The sequence below is a fragment of the Myxococcales bacterium genome (assembly GCA_016703425.1).
Classification (GTDB): domain Bacteria; phylum Myxococcota_A; class Polyangia; order Polyangiales; family Polyangiaceae; genus JADJCA01.
Map to the genome: position 1 here is coordinate 195,246 of JADJCA010000016.1, position 24,153 is coordinate 219,398.

The following is a 24,153-nucleotide window of genomic DNA, read 5'->3' on the forward strand; positions in this document are numbered from 1 at the left end:
CCAAACGCTCCACCGCACGAGGTCCACCATGTCCGTCGTTCTGTTCGAAATTGCTGCCCACGTGGCCACGGTCACCATCAATCGTCCGGACAAGCTCAACGCCATCAACGACGACGTGCTCCACGAGCTGGCGAGCGTCGTCGAGAGGATGGCGGAAGATCGCTCACTCCGGTGCGCGATCCTCACAGGCGCCGGTGAGAAGGCCTTCGTGGCCGGCGCCGACATCGCGCGCATGTCGACCATGAGCGTCGCCGAAGCGCAGACCTTCGCGACGTTGGGCCAGTCGATCTTGGCGCGCATCGAGGCGCTGCCCTTCCCCGTCATCGCGGCCGTCAACGGCTTCGCGCTCGGCGGCGGCTGCGAGATCGCCCTCGCGTGCGACTTCATCTACGCCAGCGACAAAGCAAAGCTCGGCCAACCGGAGGTCAACCTCGGCGTCATCCCGGGCTTCGGCGGCACGCAGCGTCTGGCGCGGCGCGTGGGCGTCGGCCTCGCGAGAGAGCTTTGCTACACGGGCGACATCGTCGCTGCCGCCGAGGCGCTTCGCATCGGCTTGGTGAACAAGGTGGTCCCGGCGGCGGACCTCATGACCGAAGCGCGGGCCACGGCCGCGAAGATCGCCGCGAAGGGCCCTTTGGCCATCGGTGCCTGCAAGCGCGTCCTGCTCGAGGGGCCCGAAGAGGCGCTCCCCGCCGCGTGCGCGCGCGAAGCCACGGCCTTCGCGCAGCTCTTCGCGACGGCGGACCAGCGCGAGGGAATGGCCGCCTTCGTGGCCAAGCGCACCGCCGAATTTCGCGGCGCCTGAGCGCACGGACTCGTGCCGCTCGACCCGCTTCGCTTCCTCTCGCAACTGCACGGTCACCTCGGTTGGCTGGCCGCCGCAGCGCTGGTGCATCCTGCCGTTGTCCTTCGCAAGGCCGGTCGGCGAGCTCCCTGGGCCATCACACTCTCGACGGCGCTCGTCACGGCCGCAAGCAGCGCCGGCGCGCTCCTCTACGGTCCGTATCGCGAGACCGTGAAACCGTCGCTCTTTCGCGTGGCGCCGACGGTCGGGTGGATGTTCGAGCGCAAAGAGCACCTGGCCTTCGGCGCGACGGCCCTGGCCTGGGCTGGCGCCCTCGCCATGGTGGCCGCGCGGCGAGGCCCTCCGGAATCGCGGGCCCACTTGGCGAAGGCTTCGTGGGTCGCCTTCGTGGCGTCGGCCGCCTTCGCGCTCACGTCGGCGCTCCTCGGAACCTGGGTCGCGAGCGTCGAGGGCTTTTGCCGCTGATCCGCCGACGACGGGGCGCGACTTTCGTGTCAGGGGCCCGGCGCTCACCGTTCACGAACAGCCGTCGCGAGAAGGCGCAGGGCCGCAAAACGTCGCGCGACTTCGCCCTCGACGCGATGCGCCTCTGTTGGGCATAGTCGTTGCTCACCAAGCCCGCTTCGGGGAGATCAGATGGAACCCTTTCGGACCTTGCTCTGCACGAGCCTCGCTCTGGCCCTCGCGGGCTGCGCCGCGAGCGACTCGGCCTCACGCGCCGGGGACCTCGGCCGCGGCACCTTCCGCTACGCCTGCACGTCGACCGACGACGCCGTCTGCCCGTCTGGCACGACCGATCGCAACTTTGATTTTCCTACCGCCATCAGCGTCGGCGGCCGCTTCACGCTCACCTTCACGCCCACGGACGGGTCAGGCAACTACGCCCTCAAGCCGGCATCGACGGAGTTTCTGAGCGACGACTCGGTCGCGCTCTTTCGGGCCAAGAAGGCCGGCCGCGTCGCCGTGGTCGCGCGCTCCACAGCCAACGGCAAGGCGGCCGACTTGACCTACGTCCGCATCGCTCAACCGGCCAAGATCCGCATCCTGGGCGACAAGGACGTGGCGGTCCTTCCGAAGGTCACGCTGAAGGTCGGTGAGGAGCTCACCCTGCGCGGCGAAGCAAGAGGCTCGCTCGACGAGACGCTCGGCGGGAGCGTCGACTACGACTGGGCCGTGTCCGACGCGAGCGTCTTGGAGCTTCGCGCCGCGAGCCCCGTTCGCCGCATGACCATCCGCGCCGCCAAGGCGGGGCCCTCGAAGCTCGAAGTAAAGATCGGCGAGACCGCGAGCTCGGTCGACGTGGAGGTGACGCCATGATGACCACGACCGGAACCACCCGATGGAAGCGCCTCCTGGGCGCCGCGTGCGTGACCTTCGCCGTGGGATGCGCGGGGCCCTCGTACGACCGGACCGAAATCCTCGATGTGTCGCAGGGCGACCTTCCCGCGACCGTCTCCTTGTCGCTCATCTCCCTGAGCGTCGGCGCAGCGACCCGCGCGGTCATCAAACCGTGGAACGACGACAACAAGCTCATGGGCGTCGGCGTGCAGTCGGATAACCCAGAGCTGCTCGACATCGCCCCCGGCGTCGGCGATCACGAGTTCATGTTCATCGCCCGCAAGGTCGGCACGACGTCGGCGCGCTTCTTGGCCGACGGCGATGTCGTGGCCATCGCGCGCGTCGAGATTCGCGCGCAATAGCCGCGACGACGACGCGACACGGCGCGGGCTCGGGCGCTGCCAGTTTCATTTCGGCCGAACCTTGCGTATGTAGCGAGCATGGTTCGGCTCATGGACCGCGTGCGGGGACAAGAAACGGCGATCCTCACGCTGAAGCGGGCGCTTTCGCGCTCGAAGGTCCACCACGCGCTCCTGTTTGACGGGCCCGAAGGCGTCGGCAAGGAGATGGCGGCCTTCGCGCTCGCGCAGTGCCTCGTCTGCGAGAAGCCCGACGGCGACGCGCTCGCGTGCGGAGCGTGCAGCGCGTGCGTTCGAGCGGTCCCACGCGAAGGCGAGTCCCGTCCCCTCCATCCCGACGTGGTCGTCATCGAGCGAGGCCTCTACGAGCCGGCGCAGATCGGGCGCCGTACGCCCGAGACCCAAGACATCTCGATTGACCAGATCCGCACGCTCGTCCTCGCGCGTGCCGCCTTCCAACCACACGAAGGACGCGCCAAGGTCTTCATCATTCGGCGCACTGAGGAGCTCAGCACGTCGGCCGCGAATGCGCTCCTGAAGACCCTCGAAGAGCCCGGCTCGCGCAGTCACTTCATCTTGCTGAGCGCGCAAGGCGACGCGCTCTTGCCGACCATTCGTTCACGTGCGCTGCGGATCCGTTTTGGCGCGCTCTCAGAGGCGCTCGTGGCGGAGCTCTTGCGTGAGCGTGGCACGGACGCCGCCCTCGCCGACGAGCTCGCAAAACACGCCGGCGGAAGCATGGCCGCTGCGCTCTCGCTCGCTGACGAAGAGGCCACGGCGGTCCGCGACCGCTTCGTCGCGGCGGCGCGTGAGGCGCTCACGGCGAGCCACTTGAGCCCAGCCATGGCCCTCGCCGAGGAGGGCAAGAAGGACAAGGACGCCCTCGAAGCGGGGCTCCGCGCCTTCGCCGCCGAGCTGGCCCGGGAAGCTCGCGCGGCGGCGGGGGACAAGACCCGCACCACAGACATCGCCGCCACGCGCTTCCGCATGGTCTTGGGCGCCCTTCAAAACCTCGACCGCAACGCCTCGCCGCAGCTCACGGCCGAGTCGCTCTTCATTCGGTTGCGGTCGCTCTGAGGACCGAGGCGATTCCGTTGGCGGCGGTCACCGACCGGGGAAACGATCGTACGAGCCTGGCCCCATCACCTGGCCCTCGAAGAGCCAGACGTCGTCGCCGCGCGAGATCCGGACGAGGCGCTCGACGACGGGGCCGCGGTATTCGGCCAACAAGACGGTGCCGTCGATGTCGAAGACGAGCTCGCTGCCCTTGATGGGGCTCGCGTGGAGCGGAAGGCGGCGCGTTCGCCGGTAGAGCACGCCCGTCTCTTCGAGCGACGAGGGCGGCTCGAATATGCCTCGCTCCTTCTTGCAGGGCCCGAGCCACACGGACTCGAAGGGGGCCACGACGCGCACGTAGACGGCGCAGTCGCGGCCCGACGCGGGCGCCCGGAAGAGCACGGCCACGGGCGCGTCTTCTTCGAAGACGGTGGCGCCGGCGAGCCATGCTTCTTCCGCGCCGTCGCGCACGAGGACGTCGCCGAGCCGAAACGGGAGCCGCTCGAGGTAGTCGTTCACGCGCGCTCTTGTTGGCTGTCTTCTGGGTTGTGCGCGCGGCCACCGAGCGCCTCATGAAGGAGCGAGGCCCGCCGTGTGACACCATCGAGGCCGTCTAGAAGGAGATCGCTGATGACGGCCCCAGCGTCGGCCAGCGGAGCCACCGACGGCGCGCGCTCGAGGTCGATGCCGCCGATGCCGACGAGCGGCGTTCGCGGCGCGCGGGTGCCGACGCGTTCCTTCGCGCGTGCGAGGCCGTCGAGCCCTACAACGGGACTCGCGTCGGTTTTGCTCCGCGTCGGAAACAGTGGACCGAAGGCGACGTAGGCCGGCTCGAAGGCCAGCGCGCGGTCGAGTTGGTCGAGGTCGTGCGTCGAAAGACCGAACAGAAGGTGCGGCGCACGTGCGCGGACCGCGGCCACCGGCGCGTCGTCTTGGCCGAGATGCAACATGTCCGCGCCACCGAGGAGGGCGGCGTCGAGGTCGTCATTACAAACGAGCGGGACGTTGGCGACGCGGCACGCCGGTGCGAGCGCGCGCAGGAGCGCCACGAGCTCCGCTCGAGAGGAGGACTTGGCTCGAACCTGCAGCGCCACCGGCTTCGCCCCGAGGACTGCCTCCGCGAAAGCCACGGGGTCAACGCGGCGGGCCGCCAAAGACGTGACATCGACGATGGCGTAGAGGCCTCGCGCGGAGAAGACGCGCGCGCCGCGACTGGGTCGCCCGTTCCGCGCTTCTAGGCTCACGTCGCCTCACCTTCGAGCCGAACGACGGTGTCCTTCTCGACGCGTGGCCGCGCCGTGACGAGCGTGGGCGTGAAGGTCATGATGGCGCCGCGCTCGGCGCGCTCCCAGGGTTCGTTGCTGTCGGTGGCGGCGCGCTCGAGGCGCATCGCCCGAAGCGGGCCGGGCCGGGCGGCACCGTCGGCCTGCCCGTCAACAGCGCCATGAGCCTCGGGGCCGCAGAGCAGCCGCTCGAGCTTTCCTTTTGTCGCGATCCGCCCCGAGACCTCGCGCCACGGCGACGCGAGGCCGTCGCCCGCGGAGCGCTCGTCTTTACGCAGGACGAGGTAGCTGAACGTGAGCCCTTCGTAGCGGAGCCCCGCGGCGCGAGCGACGGGCACGAGCCAATCGGGCAAGTCGATGGGGAGGTCCTCGTGGCACCAGTCGGTCTCGCGCACCAGCATGGGGCACGCGCCGCGATGAAGGCACGGCGCAAACACCGACGCGACCTTGCCCTGCAAGAGCGCGTCGCGCACGCCATGCAGGTGACGCGTGCGGTCGCGGAGCGCCGGCTCCACGATGACGAGCGAGCCGCCCTCGTCGACGTGCGAGAGCCATCGCGTGACGAGCGCCACGTGACGCTCGCGCCGTTCGTCGTCGGAGAGTTCGCGATCGAGCTCGCTCAGGACGTTGCCCGCGATGACGACGTCGAAGCGCTCGCCGCGTGAAGCCGGGGACGCCACGTCGGCGACGCGGGTCGTCGCGTGCAGCGTTCGCTCGGGCTCCAGAAGGCCGGCAGAGCGACCCACGGCCGCCGCGACCTTAAGCGCGGGGGCGCTCGAGTCCGTCAACGCCGCGTCAACGCGCGCGCCCGCCGGCAGCGCGCGGAGGAGACCGAAGGTCATGGCGCCGAGGCCCGCGCCCACGTCGCGGACACGGAGCGGCCGTTCGGTCGCCAAGAGTCCGGCGCGGACGAGCTCGCGCACCGCCGCCGCGCCCTTCTGCAAGTCCCGCGGAAAGGAGAACAAGAGCCGCGCGGCGAGGCTCTTCGAGTCGTCGGTGACGGGCGCCTTGGCGGAGCGATCGTTGTACCGAGCCGACAGCTCCGCCACGAGCGCGCCGAGGCGCGTCACCTCGACGCTCGTTGGGAAGCCGAGACCGCGGGCTACGTCGTCAAGGACGCCGCGAAACAGTGGCTCGAGAGGTCGCATCGCAAGCGTCAGGGCGGGCATGCCGCGTTGAGCGACGCGAACTCGGCGAGGAGCACCGCGTAGTCGTCGATGCGGCGGCCGCCGAAGATTTGGCCGCCGTCGGCCTCGCCGAACTTGAAGAAGATGCGGTGATCGAGCGGCTGGACCTGGGCCGTGTCGTAGGCCTCCGCGTCGGTCACGGTGTTGCCGAAGACGAACGTCGGGTGGAGGCCCCGCGCCGTAAGTTGCGCGAGCTCGCCGCTCTTGTACGCCACGGCAGCCGCGCCGTTGGCGGGCAAGGCGCCGGTCGTCAGCGTGTGGATGATGCCCGCGGGAAAGCCGCGATCGCGAACGAAGTCACGCGTGCGTTCGACGAGCCACTCGGGGCGCGCCGTCACGTACATGGGGCGATAGCCTTTGGCCGCGAGAGCCGTCAGCGCTTCCGGCGACGATGGATTCGCCTGCGAGATCTGCGCCGTCAAGAGCGAGGTAAACTCAGCGGCCTCCGACGTGGTGAGCGTGCCGTCGACGTCGCTGACAAACATCGGCGTCCCCGGCGTCACGACCTCGATGAAGACCTCGGCGCCGGTCAAGTCGCCGGCGAGCACCATCCGCAAGCGATGGCGCCCCGGCCCGAGCTTCTGCGCCGCGGGGATCTGGAAGAAGACGCGGCCCGCCGCGTCCTCGACGCCTTCGACGGCGGCCTTCGTGGGCGTGTCGGACGTCAGCGCCGTGCCGATCTTCTCCCATCCGGAGCCGCAATCGCGGTTGAGCCAGATGTCGACCTCCTCGTCCTTGACGGGGAGCTCGGCGAGCGCAGCACCAACGGCGAAGCGTCCGATGACCCACTGGTCTTGCGCGGTGTTGAGGAAGAGGTCGCGACCGCGATGGTTCGCCGCACCGACAAGGAAGCCCGACGACGCGTGACGCCAATCGCGCTTGGGCCCGACTTGGGGAGGCGCCGCCGTGCACGCGGGAGGCAGCGTGACGACGCACGAGGACGTACTCCCGTCGGCAAGGCCGCCATCCTCGCTCGTGGAGGCTGGCGCGTCGCTCGCGGTCCCCGCGTCGGAGCCCGCCGCGACGGGGGCTGCGTTGGAGCTGCCCGAGGAGCCGCACCCCGCGGCGGACGCCAGGAGGACGCTGGAGAGCAGAAAAACGGGCCAATTCATCGCGCATTCCGTACCCCCCCGGGGGACCCCGGTCAAGGTGGCGAGGGCGGCAAGGGCCGGCCTCGCGGTCTTTCGCGAAGAGCGCTAACGTCGCGGCATCATGTCGAAGCGATGGCACCGCCGAGTTTGGCACCGCCTGGTGCGGCACGAGGCGCTCTCTCTGAGCGCCCCCGTCGGGCGGCGTGGTACCGGCAACGGAGCCACCGCACCGCTCGCCCTCGCCTTCGGCCTCAGCCTAGTAACGCTCGCCGGCTGCGCCAGCGTCCCCGCCCCCGCATCTGCCCTTCCGACGCAGAGCGCCGCCATCGAGCGCATGCGAGCGAGCGCGCCTGGGTGTCGAGCGATTCAAGCCAACGCCAAGGTCGATCGCCGCGGCGACGGAGGCCGCGTCGCCGGCGATCTGATGATGCTCCTCGAGAGCCCGCAAAACATCCGCATGGACATCGTCAGCTTCGGCACGACCATCGCCACGTTGACGAGCGACTCGAAGCGCTTCGCGCTCATGGATATGCGCGAGAAGCGCTTTTACGTGGGCTCCGCTCGGCCGTGCAACCTCGCGCGCTTCACCCGGGTTCCCATCGCCGGAACGGCGCTCGTGGAGCTCTTGCGCGGTCAGGCGCCGGTCCTGCGCGATTGGCAGCGCTCCACGGGACAAGAAGCGCCAGCCTGGAACAACGCGGGCCGCTACGTCGTGGTGCTCAAGGACGCTCACGGGAACGAGGAGGAAATCCAGCTCGCGCCGCACCCGGCCGATCTTGGCAAGCCTTGGAGCGCCCAGCGCGTCCGCGTGCACGAGGTGACGGTGCGCCAGAACGGCCTCGTGTGGTACCGCGCCGAGCTCTCCGATCACGAGCCCGCGCCCATGGGCAAAGAGAGCGTGGACCCCGACGGCATCGAGGCGCCGGTCTCGCCGAGCGGACCCGTGTGCACGGCAGACATCCCGCGCCGCATCCAGGTCGAGGTGCCGTGGCTCGGCGAGAATGTCCGCTTCCGCTTCGACGAGGTGACGTGGAACCCGCCGCTCTCGGAGGGCGTCTTTCGGCAGAGCCAACCGGGCGGGACGCAGCTCGTGCCGGCCGAGTGCGAATAGGGCGAAGTTCGCAACGCAAACGCGCTCGAAGCCGGACGAGCGGCGGCGTCAGCCAGCCAGACTCGCGATGACGTCTCGCGTCGCTCCGGGGGTGTCGGTGATGAGCCAGTCGACGCCGAGCGCCACGAGCCGCGTGATCTCCTGAGGCTCGTTGACCGTGTAGGCGCCCAAGGCGAGTCCCTTCTGATGCAGGCGGTCGGCCCGAGTCGCGGTGACTTGGCCATAGTGCGGATGCATCGCGACCACGAGCGGCGTTCGCGCCGCGAGGGCCATCGCGTCGAAGGGGGGGCTCTCCTTCGCGTCGGTGAGCCATGCAGAGGGTACGTGCGGCGCGACGGCCTTCGCCACCGCGAGGAGCAACGGATCGAACGAGGAGAGGAGCACGTCGACCTCCGCGTGGGCCACGAGCCGCGCAGCGCGCCGGGCGAGCTCCCACTTGCGGCCGCCATCGCGCTTGAGCTCGACGTTGACGGCGATGTTGGCTCCGCGCGCCCACGCGAGTACGTCCCACAGGCGGACGAGACGCGCGTCGCTCCTGAGCCGAACGGCTTCGAGCTCGCGCCACTCGAGGTCGCCGACCCGACGCGGATCGTCGCCGCCGGTGATGCGGCTCAAGTCGGGATCGTGGACAACGACAACCTCGCCATCACGCGAGAGCTGCACGTCGAGCTCAACGGCGAGAGCGCCCTCGGCGTGGGCCGCGGCAAAGGCCGGCATCGTGTTCTCGAGGGGCCTCCCCTCGCCTCGCACACCGCGGTGACCGACAACGAACGGAACGGCCGAGCGGCGCCAGACGGTCACGGCGTACGCAACCGCACGGCCAACGCGGCCACTAGGCGCTCACGGGCGGGCGCGCGAGCTCGTCGACGATCTCGGCCACGATGGCGCGGGCGCGCTCGAGCTCGCTGGCCGGTACCGACACGGCTCCGACGACGGGGTGACCGCCGCCGCCATAACGCTCGCAGATGGCGGCGATGTTGTGGAGGCGCGGCTTTTGGGACCAGGGGTTGTAGCCCACCGAGACCTTGCACTTCGAAGGCGACCGCGTGAGGACCACCGAGTAGAGGCTCCTCGGATAGAGCGCGTAGGTGACGAACTTCCCGGCAACCTCGATGTCTTCGCTGCCGAGGTCGACGACGACGACGTCGTGGGCCTCCTTGGAGCGCTCCTTCACGAGGCGATTGAACGTCTCGCGGGACTCCTGGAGCGGCTTGAAGCGCGACTGCACCTCGGCCGAGAGGGCGACGTCGACGATCGACTCTTCGAGGACGCGAGGCACCATCGCCTCGAGGAACGCGTCGTCGCCTTCGTGTTCGACGACGGTCATGAGCTGAAGCACCGGCTCGCTGCGCGCCACGGCCATCTCAGCGCTCGGGAAGCTCGCCGAGTCGATCATGTCGGCCCAGCGAACGAGCTCGGCGGTGGGCGCCGGGTCGAGACCGAAGCGCGCAGCGCCGATGTCGACGATGAGCTTGGTGCAAGAGCTGTACGTTCCGTCGTGGAACATGCGCCGATCGCCGTCGGCGACGCTGGCCACGTGGGCGTCGTAGCTCGTGCGGTCGTTCGCGTCCGGGAACGCGCTCACGTGGTGATCGAAATACCAAGTGAGCTTCTTGTCGCGCGAGAACCGAAAATCCAAGATCGCGTTCTCGTCGCCGACGAGGAGCGCCGGGTCGACGCCGTTCGAACCGGGGCCGTAGCCCGACGCGTGATAGCTGAAGCGCATCTCGCGCGAGCCGTGCACCGTCCGCATGAGGCGCGTAAAGAGCGCCGCCGACGCGAGGCCGTCGAAGCAATGTCCGTGGGTGGCGACGACGATGTGCAAAACGCGCTTTCTACCGGCCAGATCCGACGAGCGTACTAGCACGAACACCCTGGATTCCAACCAAAAAGCCCGGGCCAGCGCGGGCTCCTCTCCGCGCGGTGCCCTGGCGCCGGTAAACTGCCGTCGATGCACCTCCACCACCTAGCCCTTCGAACGAGCGATGTGGCGCGATCCGTGGCGTTCTACCGCGATGTTCTCGGCCTCCCCGTCGTGCGCGAGGCCGCCGAGCGCGCGTGGCTCGACGCCGGCGGGGTGGTCCTGATGGTCGAGCTTCGGGCCGCCGGTGAGCCCTCGATTCCGGCGGGCTCAATGGAGCTCGTGGCGTTTCGGGTGACCGACGAGGAGCGCCGCGCCATGGGCGAGCGCCTCGTCGCGCTGGGCATCGCCAAGGACGGCGAGACGGCGCATACGCTCTACTTTCGCGATCCCGACGGCCGCCGCGTGGGAGTCAGCAGCTACCGCTTCGAGGTCGCGCGCTCTCAGCCTGGCGGTCAGGCCCGATGAGGCACGTGAACGCCGCGCTCCTTGGCGCACGTCACGGCCTCTTCGTAGCCCGCGTCGGCGTGGCGGATGACCCCCATGCCCGGGTCCGAGGTGAGCACGCGCTCGAGTCGCGCCGCGGCGTCGGCGGTGCCGTCGGCGACGACGACCATGCCGGCGTGAAGCGACATTCCGATGCCGACGCCGCCCCCATGATGAAAGCTCACCCAGCTCGCTCCCGCCGCGGTGTTCACGAGCGCGTTCAGGATGGCCCAGTCGGCGATGGCGTCGGAGCCGTCCTTCATGCCCTCCGTCTCGCGGTTCGGTGACGCGACGGAGCCGCAGTCGAGGTGATCGCGCCCGATGACGATGGGGGCCTTCACCTTCCCGGTGCGGACCAGCTCGTTGAACACGAGGCCAACCTTCGCGCGGTCGCCGTAGCCGAGCCAGCAGATCCGAGACGGGAGCCCCTGGAACTGCACGCGCTCCTTGGCGAGCGTGAGCCACGTTCGAAGATCGGCGTCGTGGGGCACGGCCTCGAGGACGGCGGCGTCGGTGACGGCGATGTCGGCCGGATCGCCCGAGAGCGCCACCCAGCGGAAGGGGCCCTTCCCTTCGCAAAAGAGCGGCCGAATGTAGAGCGGGACGAAGCCCTTGATGTCGAAGGCGCGCTCGCAGCCGGCCTCCTTGGCGCCGGCGCGGATGTTGTTGCCGTAGTCGAAACACTCGGCGCCCGCCTTTTGGAACGCGAGCATCGCGTCGAGCTCCGCCTTCATGCCGAGCTTCGCGCGCGCGACGTACCCTTTCGGGTCGCTCTTTCGCAAGGTCGCCGCGTCTTCGAGCGAGAGGCCCGGCGGCACGTAGCCGATGAGCGGGTCGTGCGCGGAGGTCTGCTCGGTGACGAGGTCAGGCACGACGCCGCGTCGCACGAGCTCGGGGTAGACCTCGGCGGCGTTGCCCATGAGCGCGACGCTGATGGCGCGTCCTGCCTCCTTCGCCTCGGCGAGGCGAGCGAGAGCCTTGTCGAGGTCGTCGATGCGTTCGTCGACGTAGCGGGTCTCGAGTCGCTTCTGAATGCGCGAGGGATCGACCTCGACGGCGAGGCACGAGACGCCCGCCATGGTGGCCGCCAAGGTCTGCGCGCCGCCCATGCCACCGAGGCCTGCGGTGAGGGCCCAGAGCCCGGCCTCGGCGCGGCCCGTGCGCTTTGCATACGTCTTGCGGGCCGCGACGAAGGTCTCGTAGGTGCCTTGCAGGATCCCCTGCGAGCCGATGTAGATCCACGAGCCGGCGGTCATCTGCCCGTACATCGTGAGGCCGAGGCCTTCGAGGCGCCGGAACTCGTCCCAGGTGGCCCAGGCAGGCACGAGGTTCGAGTTTGCGAGCAGAACGCGGGGAGCATCTTTGGTGGTGCGGAAGCGTCCGACGGCCTTGCCCGACTGAACGAGGAGCGTCTCATCGTTCTCGAGCGCGCGGAGCTCGCGCAAGATGACGTCGAAGGCTTCCCAGTTGCGGGCCGCCTTGCCGGTGCCGCCGTAGACCACGAGGTCGGCGGGGCGCTCCGCGACGTCGGGATCGAGGTTGTTCTGAAGCATGCGGTAGGCCGCTTCTTGGACCCAACCCTTGCACGACAACGTCTGCCCCACGGGGGCGCGCACGGTACGGCTCATGGCGTCGGGTCATAGCGCAAGTGGTGCGGCGTTTCACTGGAGACGGCGGGCCTCTTCGGCAGCCGCCGAGGCAGGGGCCTGCGGCGCGGGGCAAGCGCGGGGTGCTTCAACCGGCGTGATTCGGCTATAGAGAAGCGGATGGAGCCGCTCGAGATCAGGCCCGGCATCGTCATCCCCGCGGGCGACCTCTCCTTCGAAGCGGTCCGCGCGTCGGGCCCCGGCGGCCAGAACGTCAACAAGGTCGCGTCGAAGGTCGACCTCCGGCTCGACCTCGACGGCACCGGCGCGCTCTTCCCGGAGACCAAAGAGCGCCTCCGAGCGCTCTTCAAGAACGCCCTCGATGCCGACGGCCGACTTTGCGTTACGAGCCAGAAGACGCGCGATCAAGGGCGCAACCTCGAGGACGCGCGCGACAAGATTCGCACGATGATCCTCGCGGCGCTGACGAAGCCGAAGGCGCGCCGGAAGACACGCCCCACGCGCGGCTCCGTCGAGCGGCGCATCACCGAGAAGAAGCGCCGCGGCGAAACGAAGGCCGGACGACGCGGGATGGATTGAGGGTCGTCAGCGGCTAGGACCTGTCCATGGCCACGTGATCTTGTCCGCGGCCACCCTCAGCCGAGAAACTCCTCCGCGATTTCGCGCGCCCGCTGTTGGCGTGCGACGTGCTCATTCCTCCCTCGATGCGGATGCGCGGGACGGCACCTCACGAAGACTTGGGTACACTCACGGACATGGCTCGAGAGCCTCTCTTAGCCCACAAGCTTCGCCACGTCCGTCCCGCGCAGCCGCTCCATTTCCCGGCCGAGGAGCCGTGGGAGGAGCACTTGGGTCAATCGCCGCGACACTACAGGCTGGGCATGGTGCTCCACACGCTGCTCGTGCGCCTCTGCGGCGAGGCGCACAGCGTGGGCGCAGACGTCTTCGTCTACTGGAACGCCAGCGACAACCGCTTCGTGCGCGCCCCCGACGCGTGCATCAAGTTCGGCCTGCCGGCGGCCGTGCTCCGCGAAGAGCGTTCGTGGAAGACGTGGGAGCTCGGCGTCCCTGAGCTCGCGGTGGAGATCCTGAGTCTCTCCGACACGCAAGAGAAGTGGACCCTCGACGAGAAGCGTGAGTCCTACGACGCGATGGGCGTCCGCGAGTTCGTTTGCTTCGATGTCGACGCACCGGAGGGGCGTCGCCTCCGCGTCTGGGACCGCGTGGAAGGCGACTTCGTTGAGCGGGTCGTCGAAGGCGACCGGACGCCGAGCGTCACGTTGTCTTTGGGCCTCGGCAAGGCGGTCGATTGGCTCGTCGCTCCGGAGGGCATCTACCCGGCGACCTTGCGCATCCTTGTTGACGGCGAGCTCGCTCCCAGCCCCGACGAAGAGCGGGCGGCTGCCGCGCGCGAGAGGGAAGCCGCGACGCGGGAGCGGGAGGCGGCCTTGCGGGCGCTCGCCGATGCAACGGAGCAAGTCGCGATGTCCGCTACGCAAATCGCTGCGCTTTCCGCAGAGCGCGACGCCGCGCAAGAAGCCGCGCGGCTCGCCGAGGGACGAATCGCCGAGCTCGAGGCGAAATTGCGAGAGCGATAGCGGGCGCGCCCTCAGCCGCGCCGAAGGCCTCCTAGCCGCCGCACTGATCGACCACGACAACGTCGTCGTGGAGCATCTCCTCGCGCAAGATGCCGTCTTCTTCCTCGCGCATGTCGCGGAAGATGCGGAGCACCAGAGCGTCGGCCTCGGCGGCCAGCGTCTCCGCTGACTCCTCGCGCTCGGCGCGCGCGAGCATGTCCTTGATCAAGTTCCGCTGCCCCTCGTGCTCCTCTTTCAACTCGAGCACGCGGAGCGGCCCCCACGCATCGATGCCTGTGAGAACCGGGATAAGCAGCTCCTCTTCCGAATCGAGGTGCATCGCAAATTCGACGAGCAATGTGCGGAGGCGCGCCCGCAACAGCGCGAGCGTGAGCGGCTCAAGGACCGCCTCGCGGGCGCTCACCTGAACGTCGATCAGCTGGCGGCGAAGGCGTCGATGTTCCGCCAAGATGCGCTCGCGAACCTCACTCGTGGTGAGCACGACGGCGCGGATGCCACTGTCTCGTCGCCTACTCGGATCTGTCTCCATGGCGCACCTCCCTCGCGTGGAGAATGTAATGGCGCCGGCGCGATCGCCGAGACATTCGAGGCGAGTGCCTCGAGAGAGACTCGCACCCTGGAGCCGGATCAAACTGAGACACCCAAAGCGCGAAAGAATCGCGCGAAGGGCGCTACGGCGCCGGCTGGGACGCCGCGTCGACGGCGACGGCGGCAGCGATCTGCGCCTTCTGCTCGACCGACACCGGGAGGTCCTGGATGCGGGCCAGGAGCGTGGGCTCCGCCGCGAGCCGGAAGCGGAAGGCGTCGCGGGCGAACCGGCGATCCTTCGCTCGGTTCGCCACGTACTTGGAGGCGAGAAGGTCGTGCACCTCGAGGCACAGACCCGTCGCCCCTCGCGTACCCGGCCCGCGAACGCTGACGAGCCTTTGCTCCCATCCTGCGGGCAATGTCGCGGTGCCTGGCTCGACGCCCTGCGCGTAGTACCCAAACGTCTCGTGGAACGGTGACAACTCTCCAAGCGAGCCATCGATGAGCTCCCAGCGCTCCGGGTGGTTCCGCGGATATACGTCTGCTTCTACCGACACGAGCAGCTCGGCTGGTGCGTCGGGGAACTGGCCCAAGATGGCCTGGCTTCCGACGATGATCAGCTCGTCGTCGTCGGCGATGGTCGACGCCGCGCGGATGAGGTGCTCGAGCTCCGCTCGCTTCATGGGCGGAGCCCCCGGAGAATGCGCCACCGCTCGCGGGCATCGAGGAGCCCTGCGAAGGGGCTCACCTGCCGGAGGTCGTGCATGCGCTCCGACGGTGCGGTCAGGGCGGCGAGGAGGGCGTCAAGCGGGCCGCCAAGCAGTTCCTCCCACGCATCGACGTATGCGGCGTGGACGGTCCCCTTGGTGCGCCACTCGCGGACACGCTCGCGCGCCAGGCCCACCAGGGTCTCGTCGGCAGCGAGCCGCGCGGCCACGGCGCCGTGCAAGGCTCGACTCCGCTGATGCGCGACGGTGGACACGACGGAGAGTCTACCAAAGGTCGCCGTCGCGAGCCCCTCAGGTGGCGTCCGACGGGCTGCCCCGGGTTCTGCGCCTCCTACTTCGCCCGTTCCTACTTCGCCCCTTCCTACTTCGACGGCTGCTTCGACCCAGCGTTGTACAGGCGGATGATCTCGTTCGTCAGATCGTATTGGGCCTGCCCGTAAGTCATGCCCGACGTTCGCTGGTCGAAGATCATGGCGAAGCCCTTTTGCTCAGCCAACCGCGCGACCGCCTGGCCGATCTTGGTCAGGATGGGCTCCATCTCCAGGCGCTCTTTGGTCTGCGCCTCGCGCTGCATGTGCTCATACTTTTGCGTCAACGCGATGAACCGGCTCTGGATCTCGCCGCCCTTCTGGTAGAGCACATCGGGCCTGAGCGATGACGCCTGCTTGTCGAACGCCTCCTTGTCTTTACGGAGGGCCTCCTGCTCTCGGGCCAGCTCCTTCTGCCGGTCATCGATCCACTTCTGGAGGCGCGCCTTCGCAGCCTTGGCGTCTTCGAGCTCCGTCTGGAGCCTTTGCCCGTCGTAGAACCCGAGGCGTTGCTGGGCCGAGGCCGTGACGGGCAGCGCGAAGAGCGCGAGGGTGAACAACATCGCAACGAATCGGGACAGACGCATGGGTGAACTCCTTGTCACTTCTCGATCGGGTCGGGCGCCTAGGGCGCGTGTTTTCTTCGGCGTCCCGCCGCCAAGAGCAGCGCGTCGAGCGTGTCCGCCGACTCGGGCGCTTGCGTCTCCCACGGGAGCATCTCGCGGACCGGTAGGTCGTCGCGCGCCGGCGGTGGCTTTGCAGCGTTTTCCCAGCGCTCGCGTAGCGCCGTCGCGATGGCCTCCACGAGCGGCCGCGTCGTCGTGCGGTCACGCGCGCTCACCTGCACCACGGCCTCGGCCTTCACGGGCGCACGCGCACGCGTTGCCGCGCCGGCCAAGAGCAACCGCTCCGTCGACTCGAGCCGGTCGACCTTGTTGAAGACGAGGATCCGCGGAACGTCGCCCACGCCGAGCTCCTCCAAGAGCGCGTCGGTCGTGAGCATGTGCTCGTCTCGCGCCGGGTCTGAGGCGTCGACGACGTGGAGCAAGAGGTCGGCGCCTTCCGCTTCTTCGAAGGTGGCGCGGAAGGCGGAGAAGAGATCTTTGGGCAGATCGCGAATGAAGCCCACCGTGTCGGTGACGACGACCTCGCGCTCGCCGTAGCCGGCCCAGCCGACGCGGATGGTGCGCGACCGCGTATCGAGCGTGGCGAAGAGCTTGTCTTCGATGAGGGTGTCGGCGCCGGTGAGCGCGCGGAGCAGCGTGCTCTTGCCGGCGTTCGTGTACCCAACGATGGCGACGGTGGGCACCGCATCGCGGCCGCGCTTCTTTCGACGCTCGGTCCGCTGGCGCGCGAGCTTGCGAAGCTCCCCTTCGAGGTGCGAGACGCGCTCCTTGGCGCGCCGCCTGCCGATCTCGAGCTTCGTTTCGCCGGGACCGCGACCGCCGATGCCGCCGGTGAGGCGCGAGAGCGAGTCGTCTTTGAGCGAGAGCCGCGGCATCGCGTATTTGAGCTGCGCCAGCTCCACCTGGAGCTTGCCATCCTTGCTCTCGGCGCGCTGCGCGAAGATGTCGAGAATGAGCTGGGTGCGATCGATGACCTTGAGATCGCTCATGGCCGAGATGGCCGCCGCCTGCGCCGGGCTCAAGTTGCGGTCGAAGACGAGCGTCTCGGCGTCGAGCTCCATGGCTCGCATGACGACGTCTTCGAGCTTGCCGATCCCGAGGACGAACTTGGGATCGATGCTCTCGCGCGCCTGGACGATGGCGTCGACGACCTCGACGCCGGCCGTGCGCGCCAGCTCGTGAAGCTCGCGCAAGCTCTCTTCCGGGTGAATGTTGCGGTCGTCCTTCTTGTAGACCTGCACCAAGATCGCGCGGCCGTCCTTGCCTCGCACCTCGCGCGAACGTATGCGCTTCGCGAAGTCGGCCTCGAGGGACGCCATGAGTTGGCCGACGTGAAGCTCGCCGATGCGCGCGATGGGCAACGGACCGACGATACGGTAGGGCGGCTCATCGGCGACGTTGTGCGCGTAGACGAAGCCTCGCGGCTCACCGCGAGGGGCCATCTGCACGGCGCACACGACGTCGAGGCGCAGCCGCACGAGGTCGACGAGGTCGTCGTGCGTCAGCGGCTCGCCGCGGACGTGCGTGTGAATCAAGCGAAGCGCGCGGAAGCGCCCCTCGGCGGCCCGGAGGCGGCCGATGTCCGGCAGCATGAGCTTGCCCGCGTCGCCGACGATGACGGTGTCGACCTGACCGGAGCGGTGCACGAGCACGCCGACCTGGCGACCGGTGTCGATGGATGCGTCGACGAGCGAGCGCACGAGCTCAGGCGTCGCCAGGTGCTCGATGGGGACGCGGCGGCGGTAGAGCCGCAACAACGTGCGCTCGGCCGACGGGGAGAGCCCCTTGGTGTTGCCGTGAAGCTCGATGGCGAACTCGGTGCCTGGCTAGACTGGTCGGCTGGACCGCTCGGCTGGACGTCTGGCTAGACTGGCGACCCGGCGGGCTACTTGTTGACGCGCTCCAGGTATTGACCCGAGGAGGTGTCGATCTTGATCCACTCGCCCTCTTTGATGAAGAGGGGCACGTTCACCACGGCGCCGCTGGCGACGGTGGCGGGCTTGGTGGCGCCGCTGGCCGTGTCGCCCTTGATGCCAGGCTCGCTGGACGTGACTTGCATGACCACGTTCGGCGGGAGGTCGATGCCGACGGGGTTGCCGTTGTACAGGGTGACGTCGATGTTGAGGCCCTCGACGAGCCACTTGGCGGCGTCGCCGACCTTGTCCTTCTCGACGTGGATCTGGTCACCGGTGTTGGTGTCCATGAAGACGTAGGTGTCGGATTCGGCCCACGAGTAGGCCATCGTCCGATCTTCGACGTCGGCGATTTCGACCGACTCCCCGCTCTTCCAGGTCCGCTCGATGACGTTGCCGTTCGTGAGGTTGCGGATGCGGGCGCGCGTGAACGCTTGACCCTTCCCGGGCTTCACGAAGGTGTGCTCGATGACGTGGTACGGAACGCCATCAATTTGAATGCGAAGGCCCTTGCGGATATCGGTCGTGTGCATCGCGGCGTCCAGGTAGTAGTGGGGTGCGCTTGGTTAGCAGGGAACCGTGCGTCCCGCAATGGATCTGCGGCTTCGCGGCCCGCTTGCCAGCCACCCCCCCTTGCCAGCCACCCATGGGGCGCGTAAGCAGTCGCCGGTGCACGACGTCGACGAAGAACTCCGCGAAATCAAGCGCGAGATCATCGAGTCTCGGGGCCTCGTCATCAAGACGAACAACCTGACCAACGCCCTCAGCGCCGACATCCGGTCCATCGCCAAGCGCCAGCAGGACTACGAAAAGCGCCTCTCGCTGAACAGCGCCACGGCGTACATCGTCTTCGTCGTAGTCGTCTTCATCGCGCTGAAATTCGCCTGGGACGCCCGCATCGACGCCGTCAAGAGCGACACCGAGCACAAAACCCTCGAGAACGAGCGCCTCAAGAAGGAGGTCCGCGAGCTCCAGAAGCGCGAGGAGGATCGCGCCCGCGCCGAGATGCGCGCGGCCCAGTTCTACGAGCTCGTGCGCCAGGGCAAGCGCGGCGAGCTCGTCGAAGCGTGGGAGTCGATCAAGAAGGAGCCGCTCTCGAAGGCCGAGCAGATCGCCATCTCCGACGCCGTCGAGCGCGCCAAAAATGAGCTCAGCGTCTCGGCCTATGCGCAAGCGACAGACCGGGCCCGCGCCGGTCGCTGGCAAGAGGCCGCCACGGCCTACGAAGAGGCGCTGAAGTACAAGGAAGACTCGGCCATCGCGCCGGCGGCGCGGCTCGGCCTCGGCGTGGCCTACCGAAAGCTCGGCAAGCAGAAGGAAGCGATCCCGATCCTGACGGCGCTCGCCGAGGGCGCGACCGACAAGGAGCTGCAAGACGACGCGCTCTATCACCTGGGTCACAGCCAGAGCGAGCTTCAGGCCTGGAACGACGCGAAGAACACGTGGCGGACGCTCCTCCGCAAGTACCCCGACTCGTCCTTCGCGCCGGAAGGGCGCCTTCAGCTCGCCCAGCTCACGCAGTATCACTGAGCAGAGACGCTCCCGACGCTCGTCGCGTCACGCGCCACGCGTTCCGCTCAGGCGCCGAGCGCGGCGTCTTTGCGTACGCTCGCCACGAAGGCAGCACCCAGTGCGACGGCCAAGAGGCTCGCGAACCAGGCGGCGTTGGCGGCCTCGCCGATGCCGGTACCGAGCGCTTCCACGGGGTTCGGAAACTTCGTGTAGTTCGCAGCCACTGCCTCGAGGTTGATGCCGACGGAGAAGAGTCCCTCGGCGAGCACCATGGCGGCGCCGGCGCCGAGCGTGCGTGACCTCGCAGCCCCGCGACGCGTCGCCGCAAAGACCGACACGACAAGCACGGTTCCAAGCATCAGCCACATGCCCACGCCACCTTCGCGAAGAAATTCCATGATCGTTGTCCTTCAATGTTTGGTTGGTTGCCGAAGTTGCTTGTTGGATGAGCCCCCGCTCGGCGGCTCGCTGTGGAAACGTGATGCGATGACCGTGCCATGACGGCATTCGCTTGATTTCCAGGGGTCGGCGCCGCTCGATCGCCCCCGGCGTCCGGAATCGCGGACACTCGCGGGGCGCCGTCCGTCCGCCGTCTGTCCGCTCCGCCGGTCAGGGCGCCGGAGGAGGCCCGACCCGCACAGCGAGCTCGCTCCCGGCGCGCACGGCGCCTTCGGCAGCGCGCGCCAGCGCCTCGGCGCCCCCGTGGAACGGCGCCCCGTCGACGCGCGAGAGCCGCAGACGCACGGCAACGAAGTCCGATGGGATGACGAACGCCGCCTCCGGTGGCGCGCCGCGAGGTAGCACCGGCGGCTCGCCCTTCTGGAGGAGCATTTCGACGCGGCCGGCGCCGCACTCGGCCGCCAGGGCGAGCAGGCGGCCGACGACCGCGACCGTCGTTCGTGCGTCGAGAAGCAACGAGAGCTCGGGCGCCGGGGGCTGCGACTCACGCTGCGCGACGGCGGGACAGAGCGCGTTGGCGATGGCGCTCTGCGCCGCCGGTGTGTCGATGGCGTCGAGGCGCGCCACGCGGCGCCCGTCGACGGCGACGGCATCGCGTGAGACCTGGAGCGCCGCCGCGGCGTGCGGCGGGGGCGCCAGCTCCGACGGCAAGTGCGTGGCCGGCGGCCCCAAGGCCGCGAAGAAAGCGAACTGCCCCTCGAGCGCCGAAGCGACGCTCCGCCGCGCCGCGGACACCCGGAGGCCGTAGGCCGCGTCAGACGCGACCGTCGCAACGAGGAGCGCCGCAAGGATCGTCGCGCTTCGCGGCCTCGCCGAGCGCGACGGGCCCGCCGGTGCTGCCCGGCGATAGCGCATCGTCTCACCGAAGAGCGCGGCCGTGATGACGGCCAGGCCAAGGCCCCAGGTGATCGCCCGCGCGTCGCCGATCGACGTCAGCGCGACGGCGCGCTCGCTGCGGGTGAGCGCGTCCGTCCACGCAAAGCCCTCGCGACCGGACAAGCGGGCGAGCGACGCGATGAAGGCCATCACGACGGCGGCGATCGAGGCGACAGCGCTCGTGGCCGGAGGCAGCGCGTGGTCCGTAGCGAGGGCCTCGCCCGCGGTCTCCCCGGCCGTGTCCACAGGCCTCTCCTCAGGCCGGCCTGCCAAGACGAGCGCGACGGAGGCGACGAACACGACGCCCCACTCGCCCAGCGACGCGGCGAGGATCATGAGCGCGCCCGGCACGATCGCCGCGGCCCACCGATCGCGGCGTCCTTTGCGTTCGCTGACGACGTCGCGAACCGCGCGAGCTTGCGCCCCTAGCCACACCACACACGCAGCCGTAAGCGCCACGCCAACGCCGCCCGCAAAGCGCACGGCGCTCGCTTCGTAGGCTCCCACGTGAAGCACCGCGAACCGCTCCGCCAGCTCGCACGTCGCCAGGAACCGCTCGACGTGGCTCCAGTTGACGTGCGCCGACGGAATCGTGAGCGCGAGGAGCACGGTCGCGACGACGCGACCGCTCGCGCCGCGTCCGAGGAGCGCCGTCAACGCATACACGACCACGAGCGCCTCGATGAGGAGACCTGCTAGGCCGCTCAGGTGAACCCAATGCGCAGGCGAGTGCGCCTTCGGGCCGGCGTACCCGAGGGCCGCAGAGGCCACGACGCCGAGCCCCAACGCGAGCGTCACCATGGCTCGCGACCGCGCGCGCGGCGCGCCTCGCGCGGTCGGCGCGGCGACGAAGCCAAAGGCCGGTGCGATGGCCGAGGCAAGGGCGCAGACTCCGCAGGTGTTGGCGCGGCGGCTCGCCGTTCGTTGCCGCGCGTTTCGGGAGCGAGGGTCGTGGCCGCCGGCGAAGAGCTCGCGACGCCGGCGGCGTCAAAGGCGCGATCGCCCGCGGCGATCACGGCCGCCATCGACTCGAAGCGTGCATCGGGTGCCTTCGCGAGCAATCGCTCGACGAGCGCCTCGTGGGCCGCCGAGGCGTTGAACGCGCGGGAAGCCAGCGTGGGAGGCGCTTCGTGCAGGTGCGCCTGCAAGAGCTCCACGTACGTGCTCGCCGCGAAGGGCGGCCGGCCCGTGAGCAATTCGAAGAGCAAAACACCGAAAGCGTACTGATCGGTGCGCGGCTCGACGCCGCGCGCCCACCATTGCTCCGGCGCCATGTAGAGCGGTGTCCCCATGGGCCGGCCTGTTTGCGACAGCGCAAGCTCGTCGGGCCGCTCGTCGGCCTTTGCGATGCCGAAGTCCAAGAGGCGCGGCCGCACGCCCTCGCCATGCCTCTCGAGGAACACGTTGTCGGGCTTGAGGTCGCGGTGGACGATCCCGGCGCGATGGGCCGCCGCGAGCGCGTCGGCGATGTCCCGTGCGATGACCCACGCCTCCTTGGGGGGCAAGCGGCCGCGCGCCCGGAGCTCATCGCCGAGCGAACGCCCTGAGAGCAACGACATGACGAGGTACGGGCGACCATCGTCGAGCAGGCCAAAGGCAAAGACATCGACGATGCCGGCGTGGCCCACCTCGTTGACGAGGCGAGCCTCACGAAGAACGCGGGCGACGTCGCGCCGCGCCGGATCGACGATCTCTTTGAGCACCTTGATGGCGACGCGCTTCTTGATGCGCGGCTCCTCGCCGGAGTACACGACGCTCGTGGCGCCCGAGCCCACGCGCCCCGTCACGACGTAGTCGCCCACCCGAAAGCCGACGGGCAGCTCGCCGGCCGCCGGCGGTGCGGGCGAGTCAGCCTGCTCGTCAGGCCCGTCGTCAGCCGGGTCGTTCGAGACCATGCGCCCTGATGAGCTCGTTCATGTGAGAGCGCGCGACGCCGAGACGCCGGGCTGACTCGGCCACGTTCCACGACGTCGCCGCGAGCGTGTCGGCGAGCAGGCGCCGCTGAAATCGCAGCGTGGCCTCGCGCCAACCCTCGGGCTCGTTGGTCTCCGCGTCGCTCGGCGCCTCGGCCTTCGCGCCCGGAAAGACGTGACGCGCGTCGACGCGCGCGGTGCCCTCCGCGAGCGCCGTCGCCCAACCGCGCGCGATCACATTCTCGAGTTGGCGCACGTTGCCGGGCCACTCGCTCTCCTCGAGCGCGAGCTCCGCGGCGCGAGAAAGCGCGAGCCGCCGGCCGTGCTGTTCGGCCAGGCGCACGAGAATCGCGTCGGCGATGAGCGCGATATCCGAGACGCGCTCGCGAAGCGGCGGCACGTGGATGCGAAGGACGTCGAGCCGGTAGAAGAGATCTTCGCGAAAGCGCCTCTCGGCCACCAGCTCCTTCAGATCGCGGTTGGTGGCGGCGACGACGCGAACGTCGGCCTCGACGGCCTTCGTGCCGCCGAGACGGAAGTAGCTTCGGCTCTGGAGAAACCCCAGGAGCTTCGCTTGCACCGAGAGCGGCAGCTCGCCGATCTCGTCCAAGAACAGGGTCCCGCCGCGGGCCGCTTCGATCTTGCCGTCGAGGCGCCGCGTCGCGGTGCTGTGAGCGCCCTTCTCTGCCCCGAAGAGCTCGCTCTCGAAGAGCGCCTCGGGAATCACGGCGCAGTTGAGATCAACGAAGGGCCCCGCATGGCGCGACAACGTGTCGTGGACGGCCCGGGCAATGGCGGTCTTGCCGGTACCGCTCTCGCCCGTCACGAGGAGCGAGATGGGAACCGGCGCGGCCACGAGTATCTGTTGAAGCACGCTCGCCAAGGCGGCGCTGCGCCCCGCGACGGCGTCGGCCCGCACACGGCCGCGAAGCTCGCGGGTCACGTCGACGTTCAAGGCGCGCGCGCGCGCGATGCGTCCGGCGAGTGGCGCCAGGTGTTTCGCGAAGAGCTCGACGAGCGAACGCGCCCCTTCAGGGAATGGCCCAGGCTCGGTCCGTTCGGCGAGGTACAGGACCCCCGCGGCGTCGCCGCCTTGGAGCGGAGCGCAAAGGATGGCCCGCAAGCTCGCGGCCTGGACGCTTCGCACGTCGGAGAAGCGAGGATCGTCGATGGCGCTGGCGGTGCTCACTGTGCGCCCCGAGGCCAGGGCCTCGCGCACCACGCTCGTCGAGAACGCGCGGAGCGCCGCCGGAAGTTCGGCGTCGGCGAGGCCCCGAGCGATGCGGACGGGCTCGCCGTCAAGAGCGCGCAGCTCAATGAGACCGTGGTGCGCGCCAGAGAGGCGCATCACGAGCGAGAGCGCTTCTTCCAGAAACGGGACAAGGTCGTCCTCTTCACCGAGCGAGAGGAGACCCCGGTAGAGATCACGCTCGATGCGAAGGCGGCTGACGTCGTCGGTCACGGAGCGAGGATCGCGCCCGTCGGCCCTCGGGCGCAACGCGGAAAGC

At 69.2% G+C, this 24,153-nt stretch carries 27 protein-coding genes; 10 read left to right on the top strand and 17 right to left on the bottom strand.

Annotated elements, in window-relative coordinates:
* The first annotated feature begins 28 nt into the window (after nucleotides 1-28).
* The 5 genes from IPG50_29500 to IPG50_29520 all read left to right on the top strand — a co-directional run bounded on the left by IPG50_29500 (nucleotide 29) and on the right by IPG50_29520 (nucleotide 3,579).
* The gene (locus IPG50_29500) at nucleotides 29-805 is read left to right on the top strand and encodes an enoyl-CoA hydratase/isomerase family protein (GenBank protein ID MBK6696297.1); all 777 of its coding nucleotides are present in this window, start codon (nucleotides 29-31) and stop codon (nucleotides 803-805) included.
* 12 nt (nucleotides 806-817) lie between these two features.
* Entirely contained in the window at nucleotides 818-1,270 is a 453-nt protein-coding gene (locus IPG50_29505) for a hypothetical protein (protein ID MBK6696298.1), read from the top strand.
* A gap of 171 nt (nucleotides 1,271-1,441) precedes the next feature.
* Nucleotides 1,442-2,122: a hypothetical protein gene (locus tag IPG50_29510; GenBank protein ID MBK6696299.1), complete on the top strand. Its 681-nt coding sequence runs from the start codon at nucleotides 1,442-1,444 to the stop codon at nucleotides 2,120-2,122.
* Entirely contained in the window at nucleotides 2,119-2,505 is a 387-nt protein-coding gene (locus IPG50_29515) for a hypothetical protein (GenBank protein MBK6696300.1), read from the top strand. Before IPG50_29510 ends, IPG50_29515 begins: the two co-directional genes overlap by 4 nt.
* Nucleotides 2,506-2,595: 90 nt before the next feature.
* Nucleotides 2,596-3,579, top strand: coding sequence for a DNA polymerase III subunit (locus IPG50_29520; protein ID MBK6696301.1), 984 nt, complete (start codon nucleotides 2,596-2,598; stop codon nucleotides 3,577-3,579).
* Between the two features lie 27 nt (nucleotides 3,580-3,606).
* Here the strand turns inward: IPG50_29520 and IPG50_29525 are convergent, their stop codons facing one another.
* The 4 genes from IPG50_29525 to IPG50_29540 are packed head-to-tail and all read right to left on the bottom strand — an operon-like array spanning nucleotide 3,607 to nucleotide 7,140.
* Nucleotides 3,607-4,077: a hypothetical protein gene (locus IPG50_29525; protein MBK6696302.1), complete on the bottom strand. Its 471-nt coding sequence runs from the start codon at nucleotides 4,075-4,077 to the stop codon at nucleotides 3,607-3,609.
* Nucleotides 4,074-4,802 carry a thiamine phosphate synthase gene (locus IPG50_29530; GenBank protein ID MBK6696303.1) on the bottom strand — a complete coding sequence of 243 codons (729 nt, stop codon included), beginning with the start codon at nucleotides 4,800-4,802 and terminating at the stop codon, nucleotides 4,074-4,076. Before IPG50_29530 ends, IPG50_29525 begins: the two co-directional genes overlap by 4 nt.
* Complete coding sequence (locus tag IPG50_29535) at nucleotides 4,799-5,989, bottom strand: hypothetical protein (GenBank protein ID MBK6696304.1); 1,191 nt, start codon at nucleotides 5,987-5,989, stop codon at nucleotides 4,799-4,801. Before IPG50_29535 ends, IPG50_29530 begins: the two co-directional genes overlap by 4 nt.
* A gap of 8 nt (nucleotides 5,990-5,997) precedes the next feature.
* Nucleotides 5,998-7,140 carry a phosphatidylinositol transfer protein gene (locus tag IPG50_29540; protein MBK6696305.1) on the bottom strand — a complete coding sequence of 381 codons (1,143 nt, stop codon included), beginning with the start codon at nucleotides 7,138-7,140 and terminating at the stop codon, nucleotides 5,998-6,000.
* Between the two features lie 100 nt (nucleotides 7,141-7,240).
* Between IPG50_29540 and IPG50_29545 the strand changes: the two genes are divergently transcribed.
* Nucleotides 7,241-8,230, top strand: a complete 990-nt coding sequence (locus IPG50_29545) for a DUF4292 domain-containing protein (protein ID MBK6696306.1) — start codon at nucleotides 7,241-7,243, stop codon at nucleotides 8,228-8,230.
* A gap of 48 nt (nucleotides 8,231-8,278) precedes the next feature.
* Here IPG50_29545 and IPG50_29550 read toward each other — a convergent pair whose 3' ends face one another.
* Entirely contained in the window at nucleotides 8,279-9,031 is a 753-nt protein-coding gene (locus IPG50_29550) for a glycerophosphodiester phosphodiesterase (protein ID MBK6696307.1), read from the bottom strand.
* Nucleotides 9,032-9,062: 31 nt separating this feature from the next.
* Nucleotides 9,063-10,055: a hypothetical protein gene (locus tag IPG50_29555; GenBank protein MBK6696308.1), complete on the bottom strand. Its 993-nt coding sequence runs from the start codon at nucleotides 10,053-10,055 to the stop codon at nucleotides 9,063-9,065.
* Between the two features lie 126 nt (nucleotides 10,056-10,181).
* Between IPG50_29555 and IPG50_29560 the strand changes: the two genes are divergently transcribed.
* On the top strand, nucleotides 10,182-10,559 hold the full coding sequence (locus tag IPG50_29560) for a VOC family protein (GenBank protein MBK6696309.1): 378 nt from the start codon (nucleotides 10,182-10,184) through the stop codon (nucleotides 10,557-10,559).
* On the opposite strand, the gene hutU is transcribed toward IPG50_29560, so the two are convergent.
* Nucleotides 10,547-12,205, bottom strand: a complete 1,659-nt coding sequence (gene hutU, locus IPG50_29565) for a urocanate hydratase (GenBank protein MBK6696310.1) — start codon at nucleotides 12,203-12,205, stop codon at nucleotides 10,547-10,549. The genes IPG50_29560 and hutU overlap by 13 nt on opposite strands.
* Before the next feature lie 138 nt (nucleotides 12,206-12,343).
* Here hutU and arfB point away from each other — a divergent pair, with 138 nt between their 5' ends.
* Together arfB and IPG50_29575 are read left to right on the top strand one after the other, a co-directional pair.
* Nucleotides 12,344-12,763 carry an aminoacyl-tRNA hydrolase gene (arfB, locus tag IPG50_29570; protein ID MBK6696311.1) on the top strand — a complete coding sequence of 140 codons (420 nt, stop codon included), beginning with the start codon at nucleotides 12,344-12,346 and terminating at the stop codon, nucleotides 12,761-12,763.
* A 176-nt stretch (nucleotides 12,764-12,939) separates the two neighbouring features.
* Entirely contained in the window at nucleotides 12,940-13,782 is an 843-nt protein-coding gene (locus tag IPG50_29575) for a Uma2 family endonuclease (protein MBK6696312.1), read from the top strand.
* 31 nt (nucleotides 13,783-13,813) lie between these two features.
* On the opposite strand, the gene IPG50_29580 is transcribed toward IPG50_29575, so the two are convergent.
* The 6 genes from IPG50_29580 to efp form a co-directional block, all read right to left on the bottom strand.
* Nucleotides 13,814-14,311: a hemerythrin domain-containing protein gene (locus tag IPG50_29580; protein MBK6696313.1), complete on the bottom strand. Its 498-nt coding sequence runs from the start codon at nucleotides 14,309-14,311 to the stop codon at nucleotides 13,814-13,816.
* A 142-nt stretch (nucleotides 14,312-14,453) separates the two neighbouring features.
* Nucleotides 14,454-14,993, bottom strand: a complete 540-nt coding sequence (locus tag IPG50_29585) for a hypothetical protein (GenBank protein MBK6696314.1) — start codon at nucleotides 14,991-14,993, stop codon at nucleotides 14,454-14,456.
* Nucleotides 14,990-15,292: a hypothetical protein gene (locus tag IPG50_29590; protein ID MBK6696315.1), complete on the bottom strand. Its 303-nt coding sequence runs from the start codon at nucleotides 15,290-15,292 to the stop codon at nucleotides 14,990-14,992. The genes IPG50_29585 and IPG50_29590 overlap by 4 nt, the downstream gene beginning before the upstream one ends.
* Before the next feature lie 107 nt (nucleotides 15,293-15,399).
* Nucleotides 15,400-15,933, bottom strand: coding sequence for an OmpH family outer membrane protein (locus IPG50_29595; GenBank protein MBK6696316.1), 534 nt, complete (start codon nucleotides 15,931-15,933; stop codon nucleotides 15,400-15,402).
* 38 nt (nucleotides 15,934-15,971) lie between these two features.
* Nucleotides 15,972-17,780: a GTPase HflX gene (gene hflX / locus IPG50_29600; GenBank protein MBK6696317.1), complete on the bottom strand. Its 1,809-nt coding sequence runs from the start codon at nucleotides 17,778-17,780 to the stop codon at nucleotides 15,972-15,974.
* A gap of 77 nt (nucleotides 17,781-17,857) precedes the next feature.
* Nucleotides 17,858-18,418 carry an elongation factor P gene (gene efp, locus IPG50_29605; protein MBK6696318.1) on the bottom strand — a complete coding sequence of 187 codons (561 nt, stop codon included), beginning with the start codon at nucleotides 18,416-18,418 and terminating at the stop codon, nucleotides 17,858-17,860.
* 136 nt (nucleotides 18,419-18,554) lie between these two features.
* On the opposite strand from efp, the gene IPG50_29610 reads away from it, so the two are divergent.
* Nucleotides 18,555-19,415, top strand: coding sequence for a tetratricopeptide repeat protein (locus tag IPG50_29610; protein ID MBK6696319.1), 861 nt, complete (start codon nucleotides 18,555-18,557; stop codon nucleotides 19,413-19,415).
* A gap of 47 nt (nucleotides 19,416-19,462) precedes the next feature.
* Here the strand turns inward: IPG50_29610 and IPG50_29615 are convergent, their stop codons facing one another.
* The 4 genes from IPG50_29615 to IPG50_29630 all read right to left on the bottom strand — a co-directional run bounded on the left by IPG50_29615 (nucleotide 19,463) and on the right by IPG50_29630 (nucleotide 24,107).
* Nucleotides 19,463-19,795, bottom strand: a complete 333-nt coding sequence (locus IPG50_29615; GenBank protein MBK6696320.1) for a hypothetical protein — start codon at nucleotides 19,793-19,795, stop codon at nucleotides 19,463-19,465.
* A 211-nt stretch (nucleotides 19,796-20,006) separates the two neighbouring features.
* A complete protein-coding gene (locus tag IPG50_29620; GenBank protein ID MBK6696321.1) occupies nucleotides 20,007-21,533 on the bottom strand; it encodes a hypothetical protein in 1,527 nt (508 codons plus the stop codon).
* Entirely contained in the window at nucleotides 21,527-22,627 is a 1,101-nt protein-coding gene (locus IPG50_29625) for a serine/threonine protein kinase (GenBank protein ID MBK6696322.1), read from the bottom strand. The genes IPG50_29620 and IPG50_29625 overlap by 7 nt, the downstream gene beginning before the upstream one ends.
* A complete protein-coding gene (locus IPG50_29630) occupies nucleotides 22,605-24,107 on the bottom strand; it encodes a sigma-54-dependent Fis family transcriptional regulator (protein MBK6696323.1) in 1,503 nt (500 codons plus the stop codon). The genes IPG50_29625 and IPG50_29630 overlap by 23 nt, the downstream gene beginning before the upstream one ends.
* Between the last annotated feature and the right edge of the window lie 46 nt (nucleotides 24,108-24,153).